Source organism: Mucilaginibacter sp. NFR10, from assembly GCF_900100445.1.
GTDB classification, from domain to species: Bacteria; Bacteroidota; Bacteroidia; order Sphingobacteriales; family Sphingobacteriaceae; genus Mucilaginibacter; species Mucilaginibacter rubeus.
Genome location: NZ_FMTV01000004.1, coordinates 498,359 through 518,313, shown reverse-complemented (window position 1 = coordinate 518,313; position 19,955 = coordinate 498,359). Strand labels below are relative to the sequence as shown.

Here is a 19,955-nt window from a genome sequence, read left to right as displayed (position 1 = left end):
CGGCAGTGGTTTAACCGGTTTCATCGGATGGTTGATAAAAGGCAGTTTTGAATTGTTAACAGAAATGTATCCTTATCAAACCATCAAATTATCATGAAAACCGAACAATTAGCCGAAAAATTAGTAGCTGTAAGCCTTAGCTTGTTACTGCTGCTATCGCATACGCCTAAAGTATTTGCTCAAACTGATACCATCCGTGTAAAAGACAAACGCCTGCTAACATCGGCGCTTAAACCCGGGTTAAAGCAATACCTTGTGTATTTTCAAAATACAAAGGACAACCGAAGCTTGAAATTTTGGCTTTGGCTGCGCGATATAAACCTCGAAACCCGTAACGGTGAAAAGGTATTTACCATAACCCAGCACTGGTATGGCAGCGATAGCTTATCATACCGTTCCATTTATTCCGTTAATAAAGTACCTGATTTCGCGCCGATTTATCATTCAGAAACCATCGGCAAAAAAACAAAAGCCTTTAACTGGGCTGCCGATAAAGTGATAAGTGCCGACACCGTTGCCAATAACGAGGCTAAGAACTTTAAGCTTGATTTTACCTTTGCCAACTTCAATTGGAATTTAGACATTGAAACCTTTGAGATGTTACCGCTTGCCGAAGGCAAAAGTTTTGCGATCCCCTTTTATGAGGCCGGGATCCCTGCACCGCTTTATGTTTTATACAAAGTAACAGGCAGCGAGTTAATTACTACATTGGATGGTAACAAAGTTGATTGCTGGAAGCTATATAACGAAAGCGATTACAATGGCCGCCATTTTACCGAGACCTACTGGATCAGTAAAAAAAATCATGAGTTTTTAAAAGAGGAGGATTCTTTTGGAGGGGGTTATCGCTACAAAATAAAAATAATGGGTGCCGCGACTAACCTGCTGCCGAGGTTTGCGAAGTAAAAAAAGAATATACCAATCCTCTGAAAAACAGCCGGGGCTATGATACTAAAAATCATAGCCCCCGGCCTTTGGTATAAGCAGTTAATAGTTTACTGATTCAACCCAAATGCTTCCCAGCCCGATGCGGTAGCCCGGTTACAGGTCATGGCCCGCGTTCCGTTTTCGCTGGAAATGAATTTGCCGTTGTTGCCGCGTAACGTTATTTTTCCGTCGGTGGTAACTATCCAGTCAAATTTTTCCCAGTCGCTTGGCGTGGTGCGGTTACAGGTGATGGCTTGTGTGCCGTTTTCTGATGATACATATTTACCCATGCTGCGCAGGTAGATTTTGCCGTTGCCTGCGTCAAGAACAGTGAAATGTTCCCAGTCGCCGGCAGTGGTGCGGGTGCAGGTCATAGCCTGCGTGCCGTTTTCGCCGCTTACATATTTGCCGTTAAAGCCTTTAAGCGAAATTACTGTACCTATTGGAGGAGTTGGCGGAGGATTGGTAGTACCGCCGGTAATAATAGTGTTCATGGCCGAAAGCAGGGAGTTGGCACCTGAAGCGTCGCCGCCCAAATCCCAGATCATCATGCCCCCTGCCTGGTTAAGCGCCAGTGTTGTTTTGCTTTTAATAGTTGGGATACCATTATAGCCAAAAGTTTGAAAGGTATCTGAATTGGGGCTACCGCCTATAGCTAAAACATCAACATAGTTCATGGTCGAATAATCGTACCGGTTATCCCTTGCATAAAACGGAACCCCCAGGATGGTTTTGGCTGCAGGCAAACCACGGTTTGCCCAATAGCTTAAACAATCAACAGCCGATTGGTAGGTAGAGTGCTGGAAGTTGTTGTCGTCATAATCCATGATGTTGATCCAATCAAGGATGGGGAACATATTACTGGTAACGTAAGTAGCCCCAACCGAGATGGAGGCGATGGTACATAACCTGCCGCTGTTATGCATGGCAGTTGATAGTTCCTGCAGTAATAAATAAAAGTTATTGGTTTCGGTACCTGCCGAGGGGAACTCCCAGTCGATATCCACGCCATCAACGTTATACTGGTTACAAAAGTTGACCATATTATTAACAAAAGTGGTACGGTAACCGGCGTTGGCTACAATAGGATGGAAGGCATCGCCGCCGCCACCACCACCTACAGATATCATTACTTTAACATTATGGCTGTGTGCGTTTGATACCAGGCTGGTGAATTTTGAAAGGTTATCAAGCGGGTTCAGCCCTCCGGTATTGGTAGGGGTAAGAAAGGCGTAGTTAATGTGGGTCAGTTTGCTGTATTGTACTGTATTTACATCGCCCTGCCAGCTGGGCAGGTAACCTATTACTTTAAAGGAGGCAATAGGTACGGCATTGTTAACAGCAACAGGCTTGCTGCTGTTATCGTTGTTTGAATCGCTGCCGGTTTTAAACTGGTTCATGTTATCCTTTTTACAGGATGATAGTGCTGCCATTGCGACCAGAAAAAGGCCAAGGAGGTAAGAGTTAAATTTTGATCTCATAAGTTAATTTGTTAAATGGTTTTAGATGTATTATTTGGTTTATAAATAAGCCGGGCAATAAAACACAAACCTGTTAACCAAATTCATGATACTTATGAATATCATATACTAATACCAGGAAAGGCGCGTTAATAGGTATAATAGATGTTTTTGTATTGGTAAAATTATATAAACATCTTATTATAAATACCTTATAATAACCTCAATACGATTCGATCACAAGCGTGGTAGTGCTTTTGTAGTGTGATGATATACGGAGAAAACCCGCCTTCCCGACAAAAAAATATTTTGATGATACGCTTAACTCACAGTTTATATATTATTATAGACGGGAAAAAAGCGTTGAGTGGGGAAGTCGCTTACCCGATTAAAACCAGATGAGCGGGTGCCTGATGGGTAAATTTCGGATAACTTCTTCAACCTGAGGATTATGATCCAGTTTTTGCCAGGTTGTTAACCACACTTTTTCATGGTAGGCATTAACGCCAAACAGCAGGAAAGGCTGCGCAATTGGCCAGTTGTCCCAGTACATTACGTCGGGTTTTAAAGTCCATTTACTTTTATCTGCCACAAAGGGATATAGATAACTTATCCCTTTTTTGATGGATTTGCCATCCGGTGTTTCAAAATTCCATAAATTATCCTGCGGGCTTGAAAGGATCTGGCACAGCATGGTCATGGCATCGAGGTTAAAAATAGAGTAACCATAGGGTTTGGTACGAGCCATCTCTAAGGGGAAGCTGCCGTCGGTACCCATTTGGCGGGGGAGCAATATCGTTTTGTATCGCACGCGAATCGAATCGAGTACTACTTCATTTTTACAAAGTTTGGCAAAGGAGGCTACCTGCATAGCCCAGCAGGTGGCGTGGTTGTTTTTAACATCCCTTTCCTGGATGCCGGGTTTACTGGTCATGAGCCAGTTGGTATAATCGGTAAACCATTTTTTAACAGCGGCTGTAGTTTCGGCATCCATGGCTTTTTCCATCACGATAATGCCTTGTGCAACTTCCATCAGGTGAATAGTATCGATAATACCATAATTACGGCCGGTAAACTGCCCTTTAACTGCCTGGGCGAACCAAAGACTTGGGTTCATCAACGTTTCGGGATCAATAAACCAGGCTTTAAGGTGGATTACAGCCTGTTTAACATATTTTACATCTCCGGTTATTTTATAGGCCGATGCCAGGGCGCCGATGATCTTACTAAAGCGGATCATGGCTTTGCGGTGTTCTACAAAGTTATCCGGGTTAGTCATGCCATCGCGGTTAATGTAAGGGCCATCGGGATTTTTAGGGTCCGGCCAAAAATAGTCGGCTTCCGAAAAAAAGTCGTGTTTACCGCCCGCACTCCTGGGTGAAGATGACGCTGTAACTGTAACCGGCTGCAGTTGCATGGCCCAGGCGGCCTCGGTCATTATTTGCTTTTTGAGAGTTTGTTCTGCAGCTTTTTCTACAGGGGATTTATCTGGTTTTGATTGTAGGGGCGTAAAAGCAAATTGCGTTAAGGTTGTAACAGCAATTAAAATTGCAGCAAATAATTTTTTCATGGCGATGGTTTATAATGGTGCCGACAAGATAAGCATAGTGGATAATTGTTTTTGGTGTGTAGGGGATTGGTGGAGGCGTTTTTTCACGACAACGTTGAAGTAAAAAACGCTTAGCGCATTTATTCTTCATTAGGATTTGCAGGTTCTCCAGGCAAATGGCATAACTATTGATTAAATAATCTACATCAGTATGTAAAAAGCGTTATCCAGCCATAAAATTATGGTTAGGCACTATAAACATTATGCCAACGTTTTTTATGTTTACGCAAATCATTAGATATGAAAACTCTAAAAACACCTTTATTAGCTCTTGCAATAGCTGTTTTAGCTATCACTACCCAAGCCTGCAAAACCAAAAAAGCGGTTGTGCAAACACCGCCACCGGCCCAGCCAACACAACAAGCTGCAACACCTCCGCCCGCACCAAAACCGGCGCCAACCCCTCCGCCGGCACCTGCTCCTGCACCAGAGAAACCAGATTATAATTTCAGCAATATCCAGTTTGAGTTTAATTCGGCGGTGTTAAAAACTGCTTCGTACCAAACTTTAGATCATATTGTTAAAGAACTGAAAAAAGACCCGTCGGCGAAATTTGTTTTAAATGGCAATGCTTCTGCCGAAGGTACTGCCGAGCATAACATGTCGTTATCTGTAGATAGGGCAAACTCTGTAAAATTGTACCTGGTAAACAGCGGTGTTAATGGCGATAACCTTACTGTAAAAGGTTGGGGCGAAAGCAAACCGATAGCTGATAACACTACCGAAGATGGCCGTGTGCTTAACCGTCGTGTTGAGGTTAAACTGGCACAGTAAATAAAATTTTCAATGGAAACCACAGGCAGCTCATTGGGCTGCCTTTTTTGTTAGATAAAATTATTCGGTACCGTTAACCAACTGAAAAATAGTGAATAAATGATGGGCCTCATGTAATACAAAAAACTCGGCCCATTTTAAGATGGTTAGCCTGCCATATTTAGGATGTACGCCAATGCACGATAATTCGCTGTCGCTAAGCCCCGACAACAGATCGATAATTGTTGTCCTGTCCGTATTTATCATGTCCAGCAGTTCTCTTAAACCCATTGATTTGAAAGGTATAAACTCAGGATCGAGATCTCCGGTGTAACGATCAAAAACAGGCGTATCTTTATTCAATATCAGGTGTATACGGTCTGTAAATATTTTCTGGTACCGGGCCAGGTGGGCTATGTTATCTAAAGCGCTCCATTTGCCGGGTACCGGTGGCGTAATTAATTTATCGTTGCTTATATAGGCAACCAATTGTTCTATGGTAAGATGCTGGGTTTTTAGTCTTTCAGAGAGTGATGTATATAAGCTCATATGCCTTACGGTTAATTTAAAAATTCATCACAAAAATGATACGATTTTACCAATGATTGAGCCGTTTTGTGTAAAATGATTGCTTTAATTTGGAATGTGTAAAACTGTCCGTAGTGCTATATGTTCAGGCATAAAAGCCTCGGTCATTTTTTAACCTTCCTGCTTTATTAAAACGTAAATTTAACCGAACTGGCGCAGGTATTTTGATCACCTATGAATAAATATAAACTATATGCCGGTTTAGTTGGTGCCGGTGCAATAGCGCTTGTTTCAGTTGCGTGGCAAACTAAAGTCGTGAAGCAACCTGAGCCGGCAAGGAAACGCCCGAATATTATCGTGATCCTGGCCGATGATATGGGTTTTTCTGATCTGGGCTGTTATGGTGGTGAGGTTAATACCCCCAACATCAATTACCTTGCTCAAAATGGTATCCGCTACAGGCAATTCTATAACACATCGCGTTGCTGCCCAACAAGAGCATCTTTACTTACCGGTTTATACAATCAGCAGGCAGGCATAGGCAAAATGACCGACGCCGAAGACGAACCCGGCTATCTCGGTCATATTACAGAAAATGCAATAACCCTTGCCGAAGTTTTGAAATCCGCAGGTTACCATACCGCCATGTCGGGAAAGTGGCATGTGTCCAACACCAACGGACAGCCTAACGCGCAGGACCAGATGGCCTGGTTAAATCATCATAAAGACTTTGGCGATTTTTCGCCCATTAGCCAGTACCCAACCAGCCGCGGGTTCGAGAAATTTTTTGGAACCATTTGGGGCGTGGTCGATTTTTACGATCCTTTTAGTTTGGTTAGCGGTACTAAGCCCATTAAAACCGTCCCCAAAAACTACTATCATACAGATGCCATTAACGATACAGCGGTAGCTTATATCAAAGGCTACGCTAAATCGTTAAAGCCGTTCTTTTTGTACGTTGCCGAAAATGCACCGCACTGGCCGCTGATGGCAAAGCCAGAGGATATTGCCAAATATAAAGACACCTACAAAGCGGGCTGGCAGGCAATCCGCGAAGCGAGATACAAAAAGATGGTGAAGCTTGGCCTTATCGACCCTGCAAAAACAAAGCTGTCAGATCGCTGGAAAGGCGATCTGCAATGGGAAAACAATCCTGATAAAGAATGGGACGCCATGGCTATGGCTGTTCATGCCGCTATGATCGACAGGATGGACCAGGGTATTGGCCGCATTATTAAAACGCTGAAAGAAACAGGTCAGTTGGATAACACGCTTATCGTTTTCCTGTCGGATAATGGGGCAAGTGCTGAAAACTGCGCTGCTTATGGTCCGGGTTTTGATCGCCCTAATAAAACCCGCGACGGACGGAAAATTGTTTATGCCACAAAGAAAGAAGCTTTGCCAGGCCCGGAGACTACTTATTCGTCAATCGGGCCGCGTTGGGCAAACGTAGCCAATACGCCGTATGAATATTGGAAAGCCGAATCATATGAAGGAGGTATCCATACACCGATGATTGCCTTTTGGCCAAAGGGAATTATTGCTAATAGAGGTGGCTTTAATGACCATGTGGGCCATGTGATGGACTTCATGAGTACCTTTGTTGAGCTGGCTGGGGCCAAATATCCTAAAACATATAAGGGGCACAACATTCCACCGACTACAGGTATCAGCCTGGTGCCAGGTTTTAAAGGCAAACAAACTCCCGGTCATGAGGATTTGTTTAACGAGCACTTTGGCGCGAGGTATGCACGTTCAGGGAACTGGAAGCTGGTATCGCTGAGTGATGATACTACCTGGCATTTGTACGATCTGTCGCGGGATAAAACCGAAACTGCCGATCTGAAATCGAAATACCCGGAAAAAGTGCACCAACTGGATAGCCTTTGGCATATCTGGGCAAATACGCACCAGGTTTTTCCAAAGCCTGGAAATAAGAGTAAATAATAAAAAAACCAACAATAAATTAAAACCAAAAGTAAAACGTAGTTTATGAACCGCATTTTTAAAAAAACGTACTTGCTTGTTTCCGGACTGGCAGCATCGTTTGTTGCACAAACAGCGCTGGCACAAGATAAGATGCCGTCTTATCCGCTGATCACGCACAACACTTATTTCAGCATCTGGTCAAACACCGATAAGTTAAATGAATCAACCACCAAACACTGGACCGGGAAAGACCAATCGTTACTGGGCCTCATTAAGGTTGATGGCAATTACTACCGTTTTATGGGCGCATCGGCCGTTAATTATAAAACCATTTTAGCAGCCACCGACGAAAAATCGTACAACAGCCAATACCTGGCCGAAACTGCCCCGGCAGAAGGTTGGGAAAAACCGGGCTTTAATGATCAGGCCTGGAAAAGCAGCGCTGCGCCATTTGGCGACGAACGTGCAGGCAAAGGCACCGACTGGAGAGGGAAAGACATTTGGGTTCGTCGGAAATTCAATATTGCCGAATTACCGAAAGGCCGTTTAATGCTGAAAATTTATCATGATGATGAAGCCGAAGTATACCTGAACGGCCAGCGGATTGCTGCCGAAGGTGGCGCTAACGGCGATTTTGAAACTGTTGCGTTGCCTGCCAGTGCAAAATCGAATCTGAAAGCGGGTGAAAACGTTTTGGCTATTCATTGCAAAAACACCGGTGGCGGCTCGTTTATTGATGCCGGTCTTGCTGAAGAAGTGTTGAGCAAGGATGACGAAGCCGTTAAACTGGCTGAGCAAACCAGCGTTAAAGTTACAGCTACCCAAACCGTATATAACTTTAAAGCAGGTGAGGTAAACCTGAAAGTTACGTTCACTTCGCCATTGGTTATGGGCGATTTGAAATTACTTACCACCCCGGTATCATACATCACTTACCAATTGAAATCAACCGATGGGAAAGCTCATGATGTTCAGATCTATCAGGGGGTATCAAGCAATCTGGCTGTAAATACACCATCACAGGAAGTTACGGTATCAAAATACAGTCAGAACGGCCTTAAGCTGTTAAAAGCCGGCACTGTGGAACAACCGGTATTACAGAAAAAAGGTGATAACCTGCGTATTGACTGGGGCTATGTTTATGTTGCTTCGTCAACCGCCGGAGCTAAACAATACATCACTCCCGAAGGTGATGCTGTTTCATCATTCCTGGGCGCCCAAAAAGGTGAAGCTACGGTTACTGGTAAACAATTCATGTTAAGCACAGTATTACCATTTGGTAAAGTGACTGCTGCGCCGGTATCTAAATTTATTTCGGTTGGGTATGATGACATCTATGCTATCCAATACTTCAAAACCAATTTAAGACCATGGTGGAGGAATACCCCGGGTGCTACTATTGAAGGCGTACTGAGCGATGCTACCAAAGCCTACGCTAAAGTGATGGGCACTTGTGTAAAAACAGATGCTAAGATCTGGGCCGACGCGGTTAAAGCCGGTGGTGAAAAATATGCTAAGTTATGTGTAATGGCTTATCGTCAAAGTATTGCCGCGCACCAGGTAGTTAAAAGCCCGGAGGGCGAATTGTTATTCTTATCTAAAGAGAACTTTAGCAATGGCTCAATCAACACGGTTGACATTACTTACCCTTCGGCTCCAATGTACCTGCTATACAATCCTGATTTGTTGAAAGGCATGATGAACGGCATCTTCTATTTCAGCGAAAGCGGTAAATGGAACAAACCTTATTCATCGCACGATTTGGGCACCTACCCATTGGCAAACGGCCAAACTTATGGTGAAGATATGCCGGTTGAAGAAAGCGGCAACATGATCATCCTTAACGCTGCTTTAGCGAAAGTTGAAGGCAATGCCAACTACGCTAAAAAGCACTGGAAAACATTAACCATCTGGACTGAATACCTTGCCAAATCAGGCTTTGATCCGGGTAGCCAATTGTGTACTGATGATTTTGCCGGTCATCTGGCGCATAATGCCAACTTATCGGTAAAAGCTATTGTAGCCATTGACGCCTACGGCGAATTAGCAGGTATGTTAGGTGACGCCGCAACCGCTAAAAAGTACAAAGCGATGGCTAAAGATATGGCCAAAAAATGGGAAGAAAAAGCCAATGCCGGCGACCACTACGGCCTGGTGTTTGACAGCAAAGATACCTGGAGCCAGAAATACAACATGGTTTGGGATAAAGTGTTGGGTTTGAAATTATTCCCTCAAAAAGTGTATGATACCGAGCTTAAATACTATTTAGCACACCAAAAAGAGTTTGGTTTGCCGCTTGATAGCCGTAAAACCTACACAAAAAGCGATTGGATCCTTTGGACTGCATCTATGGCCGATAACAGAGCTGATTTCAACGCTTTAGTTGCTCCGGTTTACAAATTTGCTACCGAAACTTCATCGCGCGTACCACTAAGCGACTGGCATGAAACTACCAATGGTAAAATGGTAGGCTTCCAGGCGCGTAGTGTGATTGGCGGTTATTATATGAAAACTTTAAGGGATAAGTTGGCGGCTAAGTAAAGCCACCAACTTTAATAATTGGAAAAGGAGTCTGCATAGCAGGCTCCTTTTTTTGTTCTGGTATATTTTTATACATTTAGATCTGACTCCACCACAAAAGATAAACGACTAAATCAATTTTAATGCGGAGAGTAATAATTGTTATATTAGGATTAGCCCTAATGGGATTTATCGGCACTTGTATTTATTTCGTTGCTGGTGTAAGCTCTACCATCCCACCGATAAAAAAGTATGTATTCTTTGGTAATGTCAATAGCTTTTTATTGGGAATGCAAAAATATGCGGCGGCTGATTCGGAAATACTCTTTAAAATAACAGATACGACTGGAAATAAGCAAAACGGCTATGGAATTTATATGAATCTTGAGATAAGAAATTCGAACTCTGATATAGAATACAATTTAAAATGTGGAGAAAAAGACAACGAAGGCATACGAAGTACAATAGTCAAACTAATTGGGATCCACGATAAAAATAATTACAAATTAGGGGGGTATGGAATAGAGGGCATCGGAGTTAGACAAATGGTATCTGATTTTGAAACAGGCTTCTTAGTTAAATTAAAAGAAAAAGAAGGGATTGCTGTTAAACCATATATCGACAATCACAGATAAATCAAGCTTGTTAATCGGTTTTTTACCCCCCTCCCTCATCTTTCCCTAACATTACAATCATCATAATTTGATACTTAATAATTAGGTTTTATGATTACTTTCATGCTTCGTTAGCTATAATAATTTCTATGCCGCTCCCCTTAAAAAAAATATTGGTTAAAACGCTTAAAATAAGCGCCATCACCGTTGTTAGTTTATTGCTGTTGATGTTCCTTTTACCTTATCTTTTTCCCGAAACAGTGACTCAGAAAATAAAGCAATGGGCCGCCGGCAGCGTAAACAGCAAGCTTTCGTTTTCGAGTACGCGCTTATCATTCTTTAAAAAGTTCCCGTCGTTAACGCTTACACTGAATGATTTTGTATTGAATGGCAGCGTACCTTTTCAGGATGATACACTAATTTCGGCTAAGGAAATTTCGCTGGCTATAGATCTTTCTTCGGTGTTTAAAAGCAAAATCAATGTAAATAAGATCTATCTTGATCATGCGTTGATCAACATCCAGGTTGACAGTGCCGGTAAAGCCAATTACAATGTTTACAAATCATCTCCACCTAAACAGGATAATAAAGCCGATACCGCAAGCGCATCATTAGGGATTGAACAGATTTTGATAGACAAAAGCCACCTGGTTTATGACGACCGCTCACTGCCCATGCAGATCAACGCGCGGGAACTTAACTACAAAGGCAGCGGCGATTTAAGCAAAGACATCTTTGACCTTTATAGTCATGTTGATGCTGCTTCGGTAGATTTTTATTACGGCAATAAGGCCTACGTGCTCAAGAAAAAAGTAAATGCCGACCTCGTTACCAGTATCAATACCAAATCATTGGCCTTCGCATTTCAAAAAAACGACCTGCTTATTAACAAGCTCCCGGTTAAATTTAAGGGTAGGTTTGAGTTCCTGAAAGATGGCTATGATATGGATTTCAAGATCAGGAGTGATCAAAATGACCTTGGCGATGTTTTTACCGCCATCCCGGATGAATACGCCAAGTATGTTGATAACATGGATATCAGCGGTAATGGCATCATCCAGCTTGATCTTAGCGGAAAGTACATCGCCTCAAAAAATATTATGCCTAACCTGGGTATCAGCATGAAAGTGCGCGACGGTGCCATCGTTAACAAAAGCACCCCCGCTCCGGTTAAAAACCTGTACCTGAATATGGATGCCAGTTTGCCTGGCCTCAACCCCGACAGTTTAAAAGTTAATATTGATTCGGTTTATTTCAATATTGGTAAGGACTACTTTGGTTCGGTATTGAAAATACAGGGTATTAAATCGCCATATATTTATGCTAAAGTGAATACCGAAATTGACCTGGAGCAATGGTACAAGGTTTTTGGCATTAAACCATTCCAGGTAAAAGGAAGGTATGGTTTGCATTTACTGGCCGAAGGTAAGTACACCACCGGCATCAGGAAAACTGGACTAAGGCAAAAGGTCGATACCGTGATAACCAGTATTCCCCAATTTAAACTCAGGTCAACTTTCAGAAATGGCTATTTTAAATACAGCAAGCTGCCGCAGTCTATCAACAATATCAGTTTTGACCTGGATGCCGCTTGTCCGGACCATAACATTGCCAATGCCACTGTGGATGTGCGCAACCTGAACATTAATGCACTTAATAATTATATCAAAGGCTATCTAAAATTAAGCAATAAGGCTGGTGCATTGATTGATGCCGGGTTGAATGCTAAATTCCATTTAGATGATATCAGGCAGTTTTACCCGGTTGATAGTATTGATTTCCGCGGTGATTTTGATGCCAACCTGCAAAGTAAAGGCAGGTATATTCCGGCCCGGCGCATCTTCCCGGTTACCAATGCGGAGATCAACCTGAAAAACGGATATATCCAAACCAAATACTATCCGCACCCTATGCAAAATGTACAGGTTAGCGTAAATATTTTTAACAACACCGGCTCGCTAAAAGGGCTTAAGGTGGATATTAAACCGGTATCCTTCAATTTTGAAGGCCAGCCATTTTTACTGAGGGCCAACCTCCGCAATTTTGATGACCTTGATTATAACGTAACTTCACGCGGTAGCCTTGACCTCGGAAAAATTTATAAAGTTTTTGCTGTAAAGGGCTACGACGTGAACGGTTTTGTAAGCACCAACTTCAAACTGAAAGGAAAGCAAAGCGATGCAACCACCGGCCATTATGATAAGCTGGATAACTCCGGCAGCATGAAGGTGAAGAATATCAAGCTTACAACTGAGCTATTCCCGAAACCATTTTTTATCACCAACGGCGTATTCAGCTTTAACCAGGATAAAATGAAGTTTGATCAGTTTAAGGCTAACTATGGTAAATCAATAGTAGTGCTTGATGGTGCTTTATCCAATGTAATAGGCTATGCCATGCAACCAAATTCGCCGTTAAAAGGCGAGTTTAATTTGAAGAGCGATTTGATCATTGCCGATGATTTTATGGCTTTTGCAGGTGTGCCTGCATCTGCCAAACCAACCAAATCATCGGGTGTGATATTGGTGCCCTCCAATCTTGATCTTAATTTTGCTGCTGATGTAAAAAAAGTTAAATATAACGGACTGGATATCAGCGACGCCAAAGGCACAATGAATGTTACCAACGGGCAAATCGTACTTAAGCAAACTGGTTTCAGCCTGATAGGTGCCCCTGTAGTGATGGACGCCACTTATGGCAGCATCAATCCGCAAAAAGCATTTTTTGATTATCACATCAACGCAAAAGAGTTTGATATTCAGAGGGCCTACCGCGAAATTAAGTTATTTCATGATATGGCGACTTCGGCCGAGCATGTACAAGGTATTGTATCTTTAGATTATAAGCTTGCGGGTAAGCTTAACAGCGATATGAAACCGGTTTATCCATCATTAAAAGGCGGTGGCGTACTTTCTGTAAAACAAGTAAAAGTATACGGATTGAAATTATTAAGCGCGGTTGGCAAGCAAACCGGTCATGACAGTGTTGGCCACGGTGATGTGAAAAAGGTTGATATCAAAAGTACTATAGCCAATAACATCATGACTATAGAACGTACCAAAATGCGGATTGCAGGTTTCAGGCCGAGATTTGAAGGACAGGTGGGTTTGGATGGCAAACTGAACCTGAAATTCAGGCTGGGGCTGCCGCCCTTCGGTATCTTCGGCATCCCGATGACTATCACCGGTACCCAGGATAAACCTATTATCCATTTGGGCAAAGGCAAAAAAGAGGATGAACTTAAGGAGACGCAAGACGACGAGTAAGATCCCGAACGCAATGAATTCTGGTGATTAGAAGAAACAAAAAGCGCGGGGTTGTGCGATTCCCTCCCCTGGGAGGGTATAGGGAGGGGTTTCATTGCATTGCCTATTCCCTTGAAATAGCGGATAAACCCCTCCCTGCCACTACGCATTCCTACCACGCCCCTCCCAAGGGAGGGAATTAAAAACTTTCCTATGTCTATTGCATGAATGTAAAATAGTTAACATGCGCTAAGTAGTTAACATTAAGTTCATATTGAAATGCTTCTTTTGTTTGTCTTTTCGTACGCAGGTACCAGAAGAAGATTTCTTTGCAATGACAATCCGCTTAGTTTTCAGATATGATTAAACTCTACGCCAGGCTTATTCAATTAACATTTTACCTGTTTGTATTAATATCTGGTACAGCGGCACAGGCACAATCAAACAAAACCGACCGGTTTCAGCAGCTTCAATTGCTCTCACAGCAACATCCCGATTCGGTGCTTATCATTCTGAAAAAACTCCACGCCGATGCTGTTCAGGATAATGATAATCTTACCGCCGGCTTGAGTCTGCAGCAAATGGGGCAGATCTGTTTTGACCAGGGGCATTACGCGCAAGCCCTTGATTTTTATTTACACGCCGATAAGGTATTCGCGCAAGTAGGCAACAAGGATTTATTGGCCGACAATTGGGGCAAGATGGGCATCTTGTATTATTACAACAGGCAGCCTGACAAGTCATTTCAGTTATATAACAAGGCACTCAATCTTTACAAAGCAACCAACAACAAAAAAGGCCAGGCCGAGATCTTTGGAGCGATAGGGCATTTGTATGAAAAGCATCATAAGTATGACAGCTCCTTTTATTACCAGCGCCTGGCGCTAAACCGCTATCAGCGCATAGGAGATGATTATGGGCAAGCAAAAATATACGAGAACCTTGGCAGTATCCATGAGGATCTGGCCAATTATGATTCATCATATTCCTGCTTCAGAAAATCATTAGAGATTTATAACAAGTACAATAATGAAGTTGCCAGTATTGAGGTGATCAATAACATTGGCGATATTTTGCGGAAAACCGGTAAATATGAAGAAGGGATCCGGCAATCGCGTAAGGCTTATGCGCTGTCGTTAAAAACAGGAAACCTGTATCAGTTAGCTGCTTCCTGTCGTGACCTCGGTAAGTCGTATCAACTGCTTAACCGGATGGATAGCGCCTATCATTACCTTGAATTGAGCCGTAAATACTCGCTTGAGGTGTATTCGAGGGAGAGTATTAAGCAAACTTCATTTTTGCAGGTGTTGTATGATATGGATAAAAAGAGCGATGAAATTACCCGGCTCAATAACATCCGGAAAACTAACCAGATAGTTACCATTGCCGGCGTTACCATTTCCCTGTTGCTTGTCGTTCTCGGTTTTGTAACCTTCAGCAGGCAACGCCTCAAAATACGCGATCAGCGTGTCCTGGCCGAGCAAAACCGGTCGATATTTGAAGCGCAGCGCGATTTAATGGAGCTGGAGCTCAAGAATAAACAGCTGCAGGAAGAAAGCCTTAAACAACAGCTGGAACTTAAAGGGCAGGAGCTGTCATCGCACACCTTAAACCTGATCAAGAATAACCAGTTGTTAGAGAGCATGCGCAATACATTGCAGGATATGGTTAAAGAAGATAAGCGTGATCAGAAGCGGCAGATGCAGCAAATTATCCAGCAAATAAATCAAAGCTTTAATCACGAGCAGCACTGGAAAGAGTTTACGGTAGCTTTTGAACAAGTTCACCAAAGCTTTTTTGAAAAGCTGAAACAACGCAGTACAGATCTTACCTCAACAGATCTGCGTTTGATAGCCCTGCTTAAAGTCAACATGGATTCGAAGGATATTGCCGGTTTGTTGGGCATCTCTATTGATAGTTTACGGGTTGCCCGTTACCGTTTACGCAAGAAACTCAACATTGACCAGGGCGAAAATCTTACCACTTTTATACAGGCCCTATAAGTTGGTTATTGTTAATTTCTTCATTTTTTGGGGCTTAACATTAGTTTAATGTAACGGTAACTGAATGATAATGGAGGTTTTTGTTTTAATTATTTTATTGAAAATCAATTAATTGTATTTTTTAGTTGCTGTTGCGTATACGCCCCGTGTAACGCTGTTTCCTTTTTGTAACGGCATATTTTAGCAGATGTATTGTGGGTTTAAACACTTTTGCGCCGTCAAAAAAGCAAATCACAATTGCATTAATCGTCGCAAAATGAAAAAATACTTACAAACATTCTTGTTCATGCTTTTGTGCGTTACCGCCGCTAACGCAACAAAGTTAAAAGGTCATGTTTATGACCGCAAAACCGGCGAACCTATGGTAGGTGCTACCGTGAGCCTCGACCGAACGAAGATTGCTACTACCACCGGGCTGGACGGCTCGTTTGAATTAAAGGACGTACCAAAAGGCTCTTACACTGTTAGGGTATCTTACATCTTGTATACCACAGCAACGCAACAGGTTGAAATAACTAAAGAAGACAGCCCACATCTGAAAATATACCTCGAGGAGTCGAATAAGCAATTACAGGAAATCAGTGTTGTATCTCAAAAGAACGGATCAACCGAAAGGACAGCCCGCCGAATTGAGCAGCAGGCCACACAGGTAATGAACATCGTATCGGGCAGGGCTATCGAGGTATCTCCCGATTTAACGGTGGCTAACGTTATCTCACGTGTATCAGGTGTATCGGTTGAACGTAACACCAACGGCGATGGCCAATATGCCATCTTACGTGGTATGGATAAACGCTATAATTATACTCTGGTAAACGGCATCAAAATCCCAAGTCCCGATAATAAATACCGTTACGTTCCGCTCGATATCTTCCCTTCAGATCTGCTATCAAGGCTGGAGGTTTATAAGACGCTTACCCCAAACCTGGAAGGTGATGCTGTTGGCGGTGTTGTTAACATGGTGATGAAAGATGCTCCTGAGCGCCTTGAAATTAACGCTAACATCGCGGGCGGTTACAGTCAGCTGCTATTGGATCGTAAGTTTATGAGCTATGATTATTCAAGCATTAACCACAAATCGCCTTATGAACTCAATGGTAAAACTTACCAGGCAACGCAGGCCGATTTTGGTACCGGAACTTTAAATTATTCGCTTAAACATCCTGCACCAAACCTTGTTGGTAGCTTATCATTAGGTCAGCGCTTTTTTAATAACAAATTAGGCGTGTTGGTAGCCGGTAGTTATCAAAATACCTATCGGGGTAGCAACAGTGTATTCTACAACACTAAAGTAAATCCAACGGCCGAGTATGCCGCGGTTACCAGCCGGGATGACAGGGAATATTCTGAACAGCAAAAACGTTACGGCTTATTTTCAAAAATTGATTACCTGTTAGATAGCCGCAATAAACTGAGCTTTTTTAATACCTATGTTAACTTAACCAGTATCCAGGTCCGCGACGAAAAATCTACCAATTTTTCAACTGATTACGACCCGGATAAAGGAAATGCTCAGTTAGGTTATTCAACCCGCAGCCGTTTTACCGAGCAACAAATTTACAGCGGAACGCTGCGTGGGGATCATAAGTTGTTTAACGATAAACTTAAGGTACAATGGTCGGCAGTTTATTCTTCAGCCGAAAACGAAGTGCCTAATAATACCACCATCAGCCTAAACGGTGTACGCGAAAACTTTGTCGACAGGCGCACTTATCTCACTAACGGCACATCGCTTACCCACCGCTGGGAACGCAATACAGACGAAGATAAAGCAGGTTATTTAGACCTCACCTATACCGCACCAATTGGCGGTGTTAATGTCGATTTCTCTGCCGGTGGTTTATACCGCGATAAAGAGCGCAGCAGCTTCTATAACAATTATAACCTTGCTGCCGCCAATCCAGGCGCATTGTATGGTACCGATTTTACGAATTACACCCAACTGAATTTTAACGTTACAAATCAGGCGGGTGCAGTTGCCAATTCATTAACTAATGATGCATCTGAAAAGATAGGTGCCGGCTATGGTATGTTTAAATTTACTACAAAAACTATTCAGGTAGTTGGTGGTGCACGCGTTGAGCATACTAATCAGGGTTATCACATGCTTTTCCCTCAGGGTGAATCACGCCCTACGGGTAATCAAACATACACTGATGTATTGCCAAGTCTAACGCTCAAATACTTTTTAACCGATAAACAGCAACTGCATGCCTCTTATTTCAAATCGATTAACAGACCTGGTTTTTACGAGATTATACCAGGAACCAGGCCGGGTGAGGACTATGACGAACGTGGCAATGCCGATCTGAAACATGCTATTGCAGATAATTACGATTTAAGATATGAACTTTTCCCTGACGCAAGCATGCAGTTTTTAGCCGGGGCGTTTTACAAACAGATTAAGAACCCGATAGAGTATAGTTTCCAGGCGGATGCTACACGCGGCCAGGATACTTATTATGTTCCGGGCAATTTCGGTACAGCTAAAAACTATGGATTAGAGCTTGATTTGGTTAAGTTTTTTAACAAGTTTGGCGTAAAAGCTAATTATACTTATACCCATTCACGCATCACTACCATCAAAGATACTTATATCGCCGATGCAAATGGTGATACCCACTTGACTACGGTGAATCAAACCAGGCCTTTATATGGTCAGTCTGAGCATATCGCCAACCTGTCATTATTATATAAGGACACTAAGAAGGGCTGGGATGCACAAATTGCCGGAGCCTATACCGGTCCGCGCATCAACACTGTATCGCAGTTTGTGAATAATGACCTTTGGCAGCGTGGCTTTATCCAGATGGATGCATCAGCCGAAAAACGTTTTAAAAATAACCTGAGCGTATTTATCAAAGCGGGCAACCTGCTTAATACCCCAGCTAAGTTGTTCCTGAAAGGTACCAACCCTGAAAATGCTACGCTGAAAGATGATAACATCGTAGCAAACGGACAAACCTTAATCCGCAGTGACTACTATAAGCAAACTTACCTGATAGGTGTTCGATACAAACTTTAAAATAATTTATCAACCATAAATAAAAGGCATTATAATGAAACTAAAACAAATATTCGCGGCAGTGCTGCTATCGGCCATAGCCTTTAGCAGTTGCAGGAAAGCCAACCTTGATGTTGACACCAGCTCAAACGATGGATCGGCAAGCGGTGAAGTATCAGGCGTTTGGGCTAAAGGCAGCACGCAGATCATTAAGGGTGATATTATTATTCCCGAAGGTAAATCGCTTACTATTGAAGAGGGGGTAACCGTGTTGATGGATACCATTGCTAAACCTGAATTTATAGTAAAAGGGAATCTGTACTCATTAGGTACCGCCGAAAACCCGGTTAGGATAACCGTAAACCCGGCATATCGTACCGACGCCAAAAAATTCGGAAAAATGTGGGGTGGGATCCTTGCAGCTAAAACCTGCGCCGAGCTGGTACTTGACCATACTATTTTGGAGTATGGCGGTAATACCACTTCTGATGCTTCAACGTCGGTAAAACAAGGCCTTTACAAAGCAGTAGCCGGCGAAAATGTACCCGCGTTGTGGTTTTCGAACGTTAACGGCAAACTGATTGTTGTAAACTCAACTATCCGCAACTTTCAGGAAGATTGTACTTATATAGAGGGTGGCAAGATCATTTTTGCCAACAATACTTTTTATACCACAGGGGTAACAGGCGGTGAGGCCATGAACTTTAAATCGGGCTGTTTGGCTGACGTTGGCTTTAACTTGGTTTACAGCGCCAACACCAATGCATTGAAGTTATCGAACTCGGGCGACCGTACGCCGCAGGCTTACATCATCTGTTATAATAACACCATGGTAAATACCGGCTGGCGCAGGCCATCGGCAAAGGGCGGTTCTATCTGGCTGGAAAACAACGTACATGCCGATATTTACAACAACCTGTTTGCAAACACCCGTTTTGGTATCAAACGCGACACCAAATCAACTGAAGATAAACGTACCGTGATCAGCAATAACCTTTACTACGGCTACGATCAAACTACGGTAAACCAGTTTCAGCCATCAAAAGATATTATTGGTGGTGTTAATGAGGTCAGAGGCACAAAAGCAGGCGATAACGATCCTAAATTTGTGAACTATCCTGAATCTACCCCGGTACTGAACGCAGTTTATGATGTAAACTGGGATTTTCATTTGCAAAGCGGTTCTCCTGCTTTAAATCATGGTATAACCAACTTCACCCGTCACCATGCTGCGGGTATCACCGTAAACGGGATAAATTACGTATCTCCTGCCCCGGCTAATTACATCGGCGCTTTCGGAGCAAAATAAATTAACTCATGGCAATGATCCTGCATACTTCTGCAGGATCATTTTTTTATTAAT

At 42.9% G+C, this 19,955-nt stretch carries 12 protein-coding genes; 9 read left to right on the top strand and 3 right to left on the bottom strand.

The genetic code is table 11. The features are described 5' to 3' along the window. The first annotated feature begins 93 nt into the window (after nucleotides 1-93). Complete coding sequence (locus BLP33_RS16665) at nucleotides 94-906, top strand: DUF3108 domain-containing protein (protein WP_090530944.1); 813 nt, start codon at nucleotides 94-96, stop codon at nucleotides 904-906. Between the two features lie 89 nt (nucleotides 907-995). Here the strand turns inward: BLP33_RS16665 and BLP33_RS16660 are convergent, their stop codons facing one another. Both BLP33_RS16660 and BLP33_RS16655 read right to left on the bottom strand, forming a co-directional pair. Continuing rightward, entirely contained in the window at nucleotides 996-2,408 is a 1,413-nt protein-coding gene (locus BLP33_RS16660; protein WP_090530941.1) for a glycosyl hydrolase family 18 protein, read from the bottom strand. Nucleotides 2,409-2,775: 367 nt separating this feature from the next. Further along, on the bottom strand, nucleotides 2,776-3,957 hold the full coding sequence (locus BLP33_RS16655; protein WP_090530937.1) for an alginate lyase family protein: 1,182 nt from the start codon (nucleotides 3,955-3,957) through the stop codon (nucleotides 2,776-2,778). Nucleotides 3,958-4,236: 279 nt separating this feature from the next. On the opposite strand from BLP33_RS16655, the gene BLP33_RS16650 reads away from it, so the two are divergent. Next, nucleotides 4,237-4,770, top strand: a complete 534-nt coding sequence (locus BLP33_RS16650; RefSeq protein ID WP_090530934.1) for an OmpA family protein — start codon at nucleotides 4,237-4,239, stop codon at nucleotides 4,768-4,770. A gap of 60 nt (nucleotides 4,771-4,830) precedes the next feature. Here the strand turns inward: BLP33_RS16650 and BLP33_RS16645 are convergent, their stop codons facing one another. After that, nucleotides 4,831-5,298, bottom strand: a complete 468-nt coding sequence (locus tag BLP33_RS16645) for a DinB family protein (protein WP_090530930.1) — start codon at nucleotides 5,296-5,298, stop codon at nucleotides 4,831-4,833. A 213-nt stretch (nucleotides 5,299-5,511) separates the two neighbouring features. On the opposite strand from BLP33_RS16645, the gene BLP33_RS16640 reads away from it, so the two are divergent. From BLP33_RS16640 to BLP33_RS16610, 7 genes are all read left to right on the top strand, one after another. Next, nucleotides 5,512-7,224: an arylsulfatase gene (locus BLP33_RS16640; RefSeq protein WP_090530927.1), complete on the top strand. Its 1,713-nt coding sequence runs from the start codon at nucleotides 5,512-5,514 to the stop codon at nucleotides 7,222-7,224. A gap of 45 nt (nucleotides 7,225-7,269) precedes the next feature. Beyond that, a complete protein-coding gene (locus BLP33_RS16635; protein WP_090530924.1) occupies nucleotides 7,270-9,747 on the top strand; it encodes a glutaminase family protein in 2,478 nt (825 codons plus the stop codon). A 122-nt stretch (nucleotides 9,748-9,869) separates the two neighbouring features. Continuing rightward, nucleotides 9,870-10,361: a hypothetical protein gene (locus BLP33_RS16630; protein ID WP_139160010.1), complete on the top strand. Its 492-nt coding sequence runs from the start codon at nucleotides 9,870-9,872 to the stop codon at nucleotides 10,359-10,361. 128 nt (nucleotides 10,362-10,489) lie between these two features. Next, complete coding sequence (locus BLP33_RS16625; RefSeq protein WP_090530918.1) at nucleotides 10,490-13,606, top strand: AsmA family protein; 3,117 nt, start codon at nucleotides 10,490-10,492, stop codon at nucleotides 13,604-13,606. Between the two features lie 338 nt (nucleotides 13,607-13,944). Beyond that, a complete protein-coding gene (locus BLP33_RS16620; RefSeq protein WP_090530915.1) occupies nucleotides 13,945-15,588 on the top strand; it encodes a tetratricopeptide repeat protein in 1,644 nt (547 codons plus the stop codon). A gap of 256 nt (nucleotides 15,589-15,844) precedes the next feature. After that, nucleotides 15,845-18,613 (top strand): TonB-dependent receptor, encoded by a 2,769-nt coding sequence (locus tag BLP33_RS16615; RefSeq protein WP_090530911.1) that lies wholly within the window; start codon nucleotides 15,845-15,847, stop codon nucleotides 18,611-18,613. 34 nt (nucleotides 18,614-18,647) lie between these two features. Next, on the top strand, nucleotides 18,648-19,901 hold the full coding sequence (locus BLP33_RS16610; RefSeq protein ID WP_090530908.1) for a hypothetical protein: 1,254 nt from the start codon (nucleotides 18,648-18,650) through the stop codon (nucleotides 19,899-19,901). The last annotated feature ends 54 nt before the right edge of the window (nucleotides 19,902-19,955 follow it).

Excerpts from the sequence above, each read along its gene's own strand:
- BLP33_RS16665 (WP_090530944.1), top strand. The coding sequence starts at position 94 with ATGAAAACCGAACAATTAGCCGAAAAATTAGTAGCTGTAAGCCTTAGC.
- BLP33_RS16660 (WP_090530941.1), bottom strand. The coding sequence starts at position 2,408 with ATGAGATCAAAATTTAACTCTTACCTCCTTGGCCTTTTTCTGGTCGCA.
- BLP33_RS16655 (WP_090530937.1), bottom strand. The coding sequence starts at position 3,957 with ATGAAAAAATTATTTGCTGCAATTTTAATTGCTGTTACAACCTTAACG.
- BLP33_RS16650 (WP_090530934.1), top strand. The coding sequence starts at position 4,237 with ATGAAAACTCTAAAAACACCTTTATTAGCTCTTGCAATAGCTGTTTTA.
- BLP33_RS16645 (WP_090530930.1), bottom strand. The coding sequence starts at position 5,298 with ATGAGCTTATATACATCACTCTCTGAAAGACTAAAAACCCAGCATCTT.
- BLP33_RS16640 (WP_090530927.1), top strand. The coding sequence starts at position 5,512 with ATGAATAAATATAAACTATATGCCGGTTTAGTTGGTGCCGGTGCAATA.
- BLP33_RS16635 (WP_090530924.1), top strand. The coding sequence starts at position 7,270 with ATGAACCGCATTTTTAAAAAAACGTACTTGCTTGTTTCCGGACTGGCA.
- BLP33_RS16630 (WP_139160010.1), top strand. The coding sequence starts at position 9,870 with ATGCGGAGAGTAATAATTGTTATATTAGGATTAGCCCTAATGGGATTT.
- BLP33_RS16625 (WP_090530918.1), top strand. The coding sequence starts at position 10,490 with ATGCCGCTCCCCTTAAAAAAAATATTGGTTAAAACGCTTAAAATAAGC.
- BLP33_RS16620 (WP_090530915.1), top strand. The coding sequence starts at position 13,945 with ATGATTAAACTCTACGCCAGGCTTATTCAATTAACATTTTACCTGTTT.
- BLP33_RS16615 (WP_090530911.1), top strand. The coding sequence starts at position 15,845 with ATGAAAAAATACTTACAAACATTCTTGTTCATGCTTTTGTGCGTTACC.
- BLP33_RS16610 (WP_090530908.1), top strand. The coding sequence starts at position 18,648 with ATGAAACTAAAACAAATATTCGCGGCAGTGCTGCTATCGGCCATAGCC.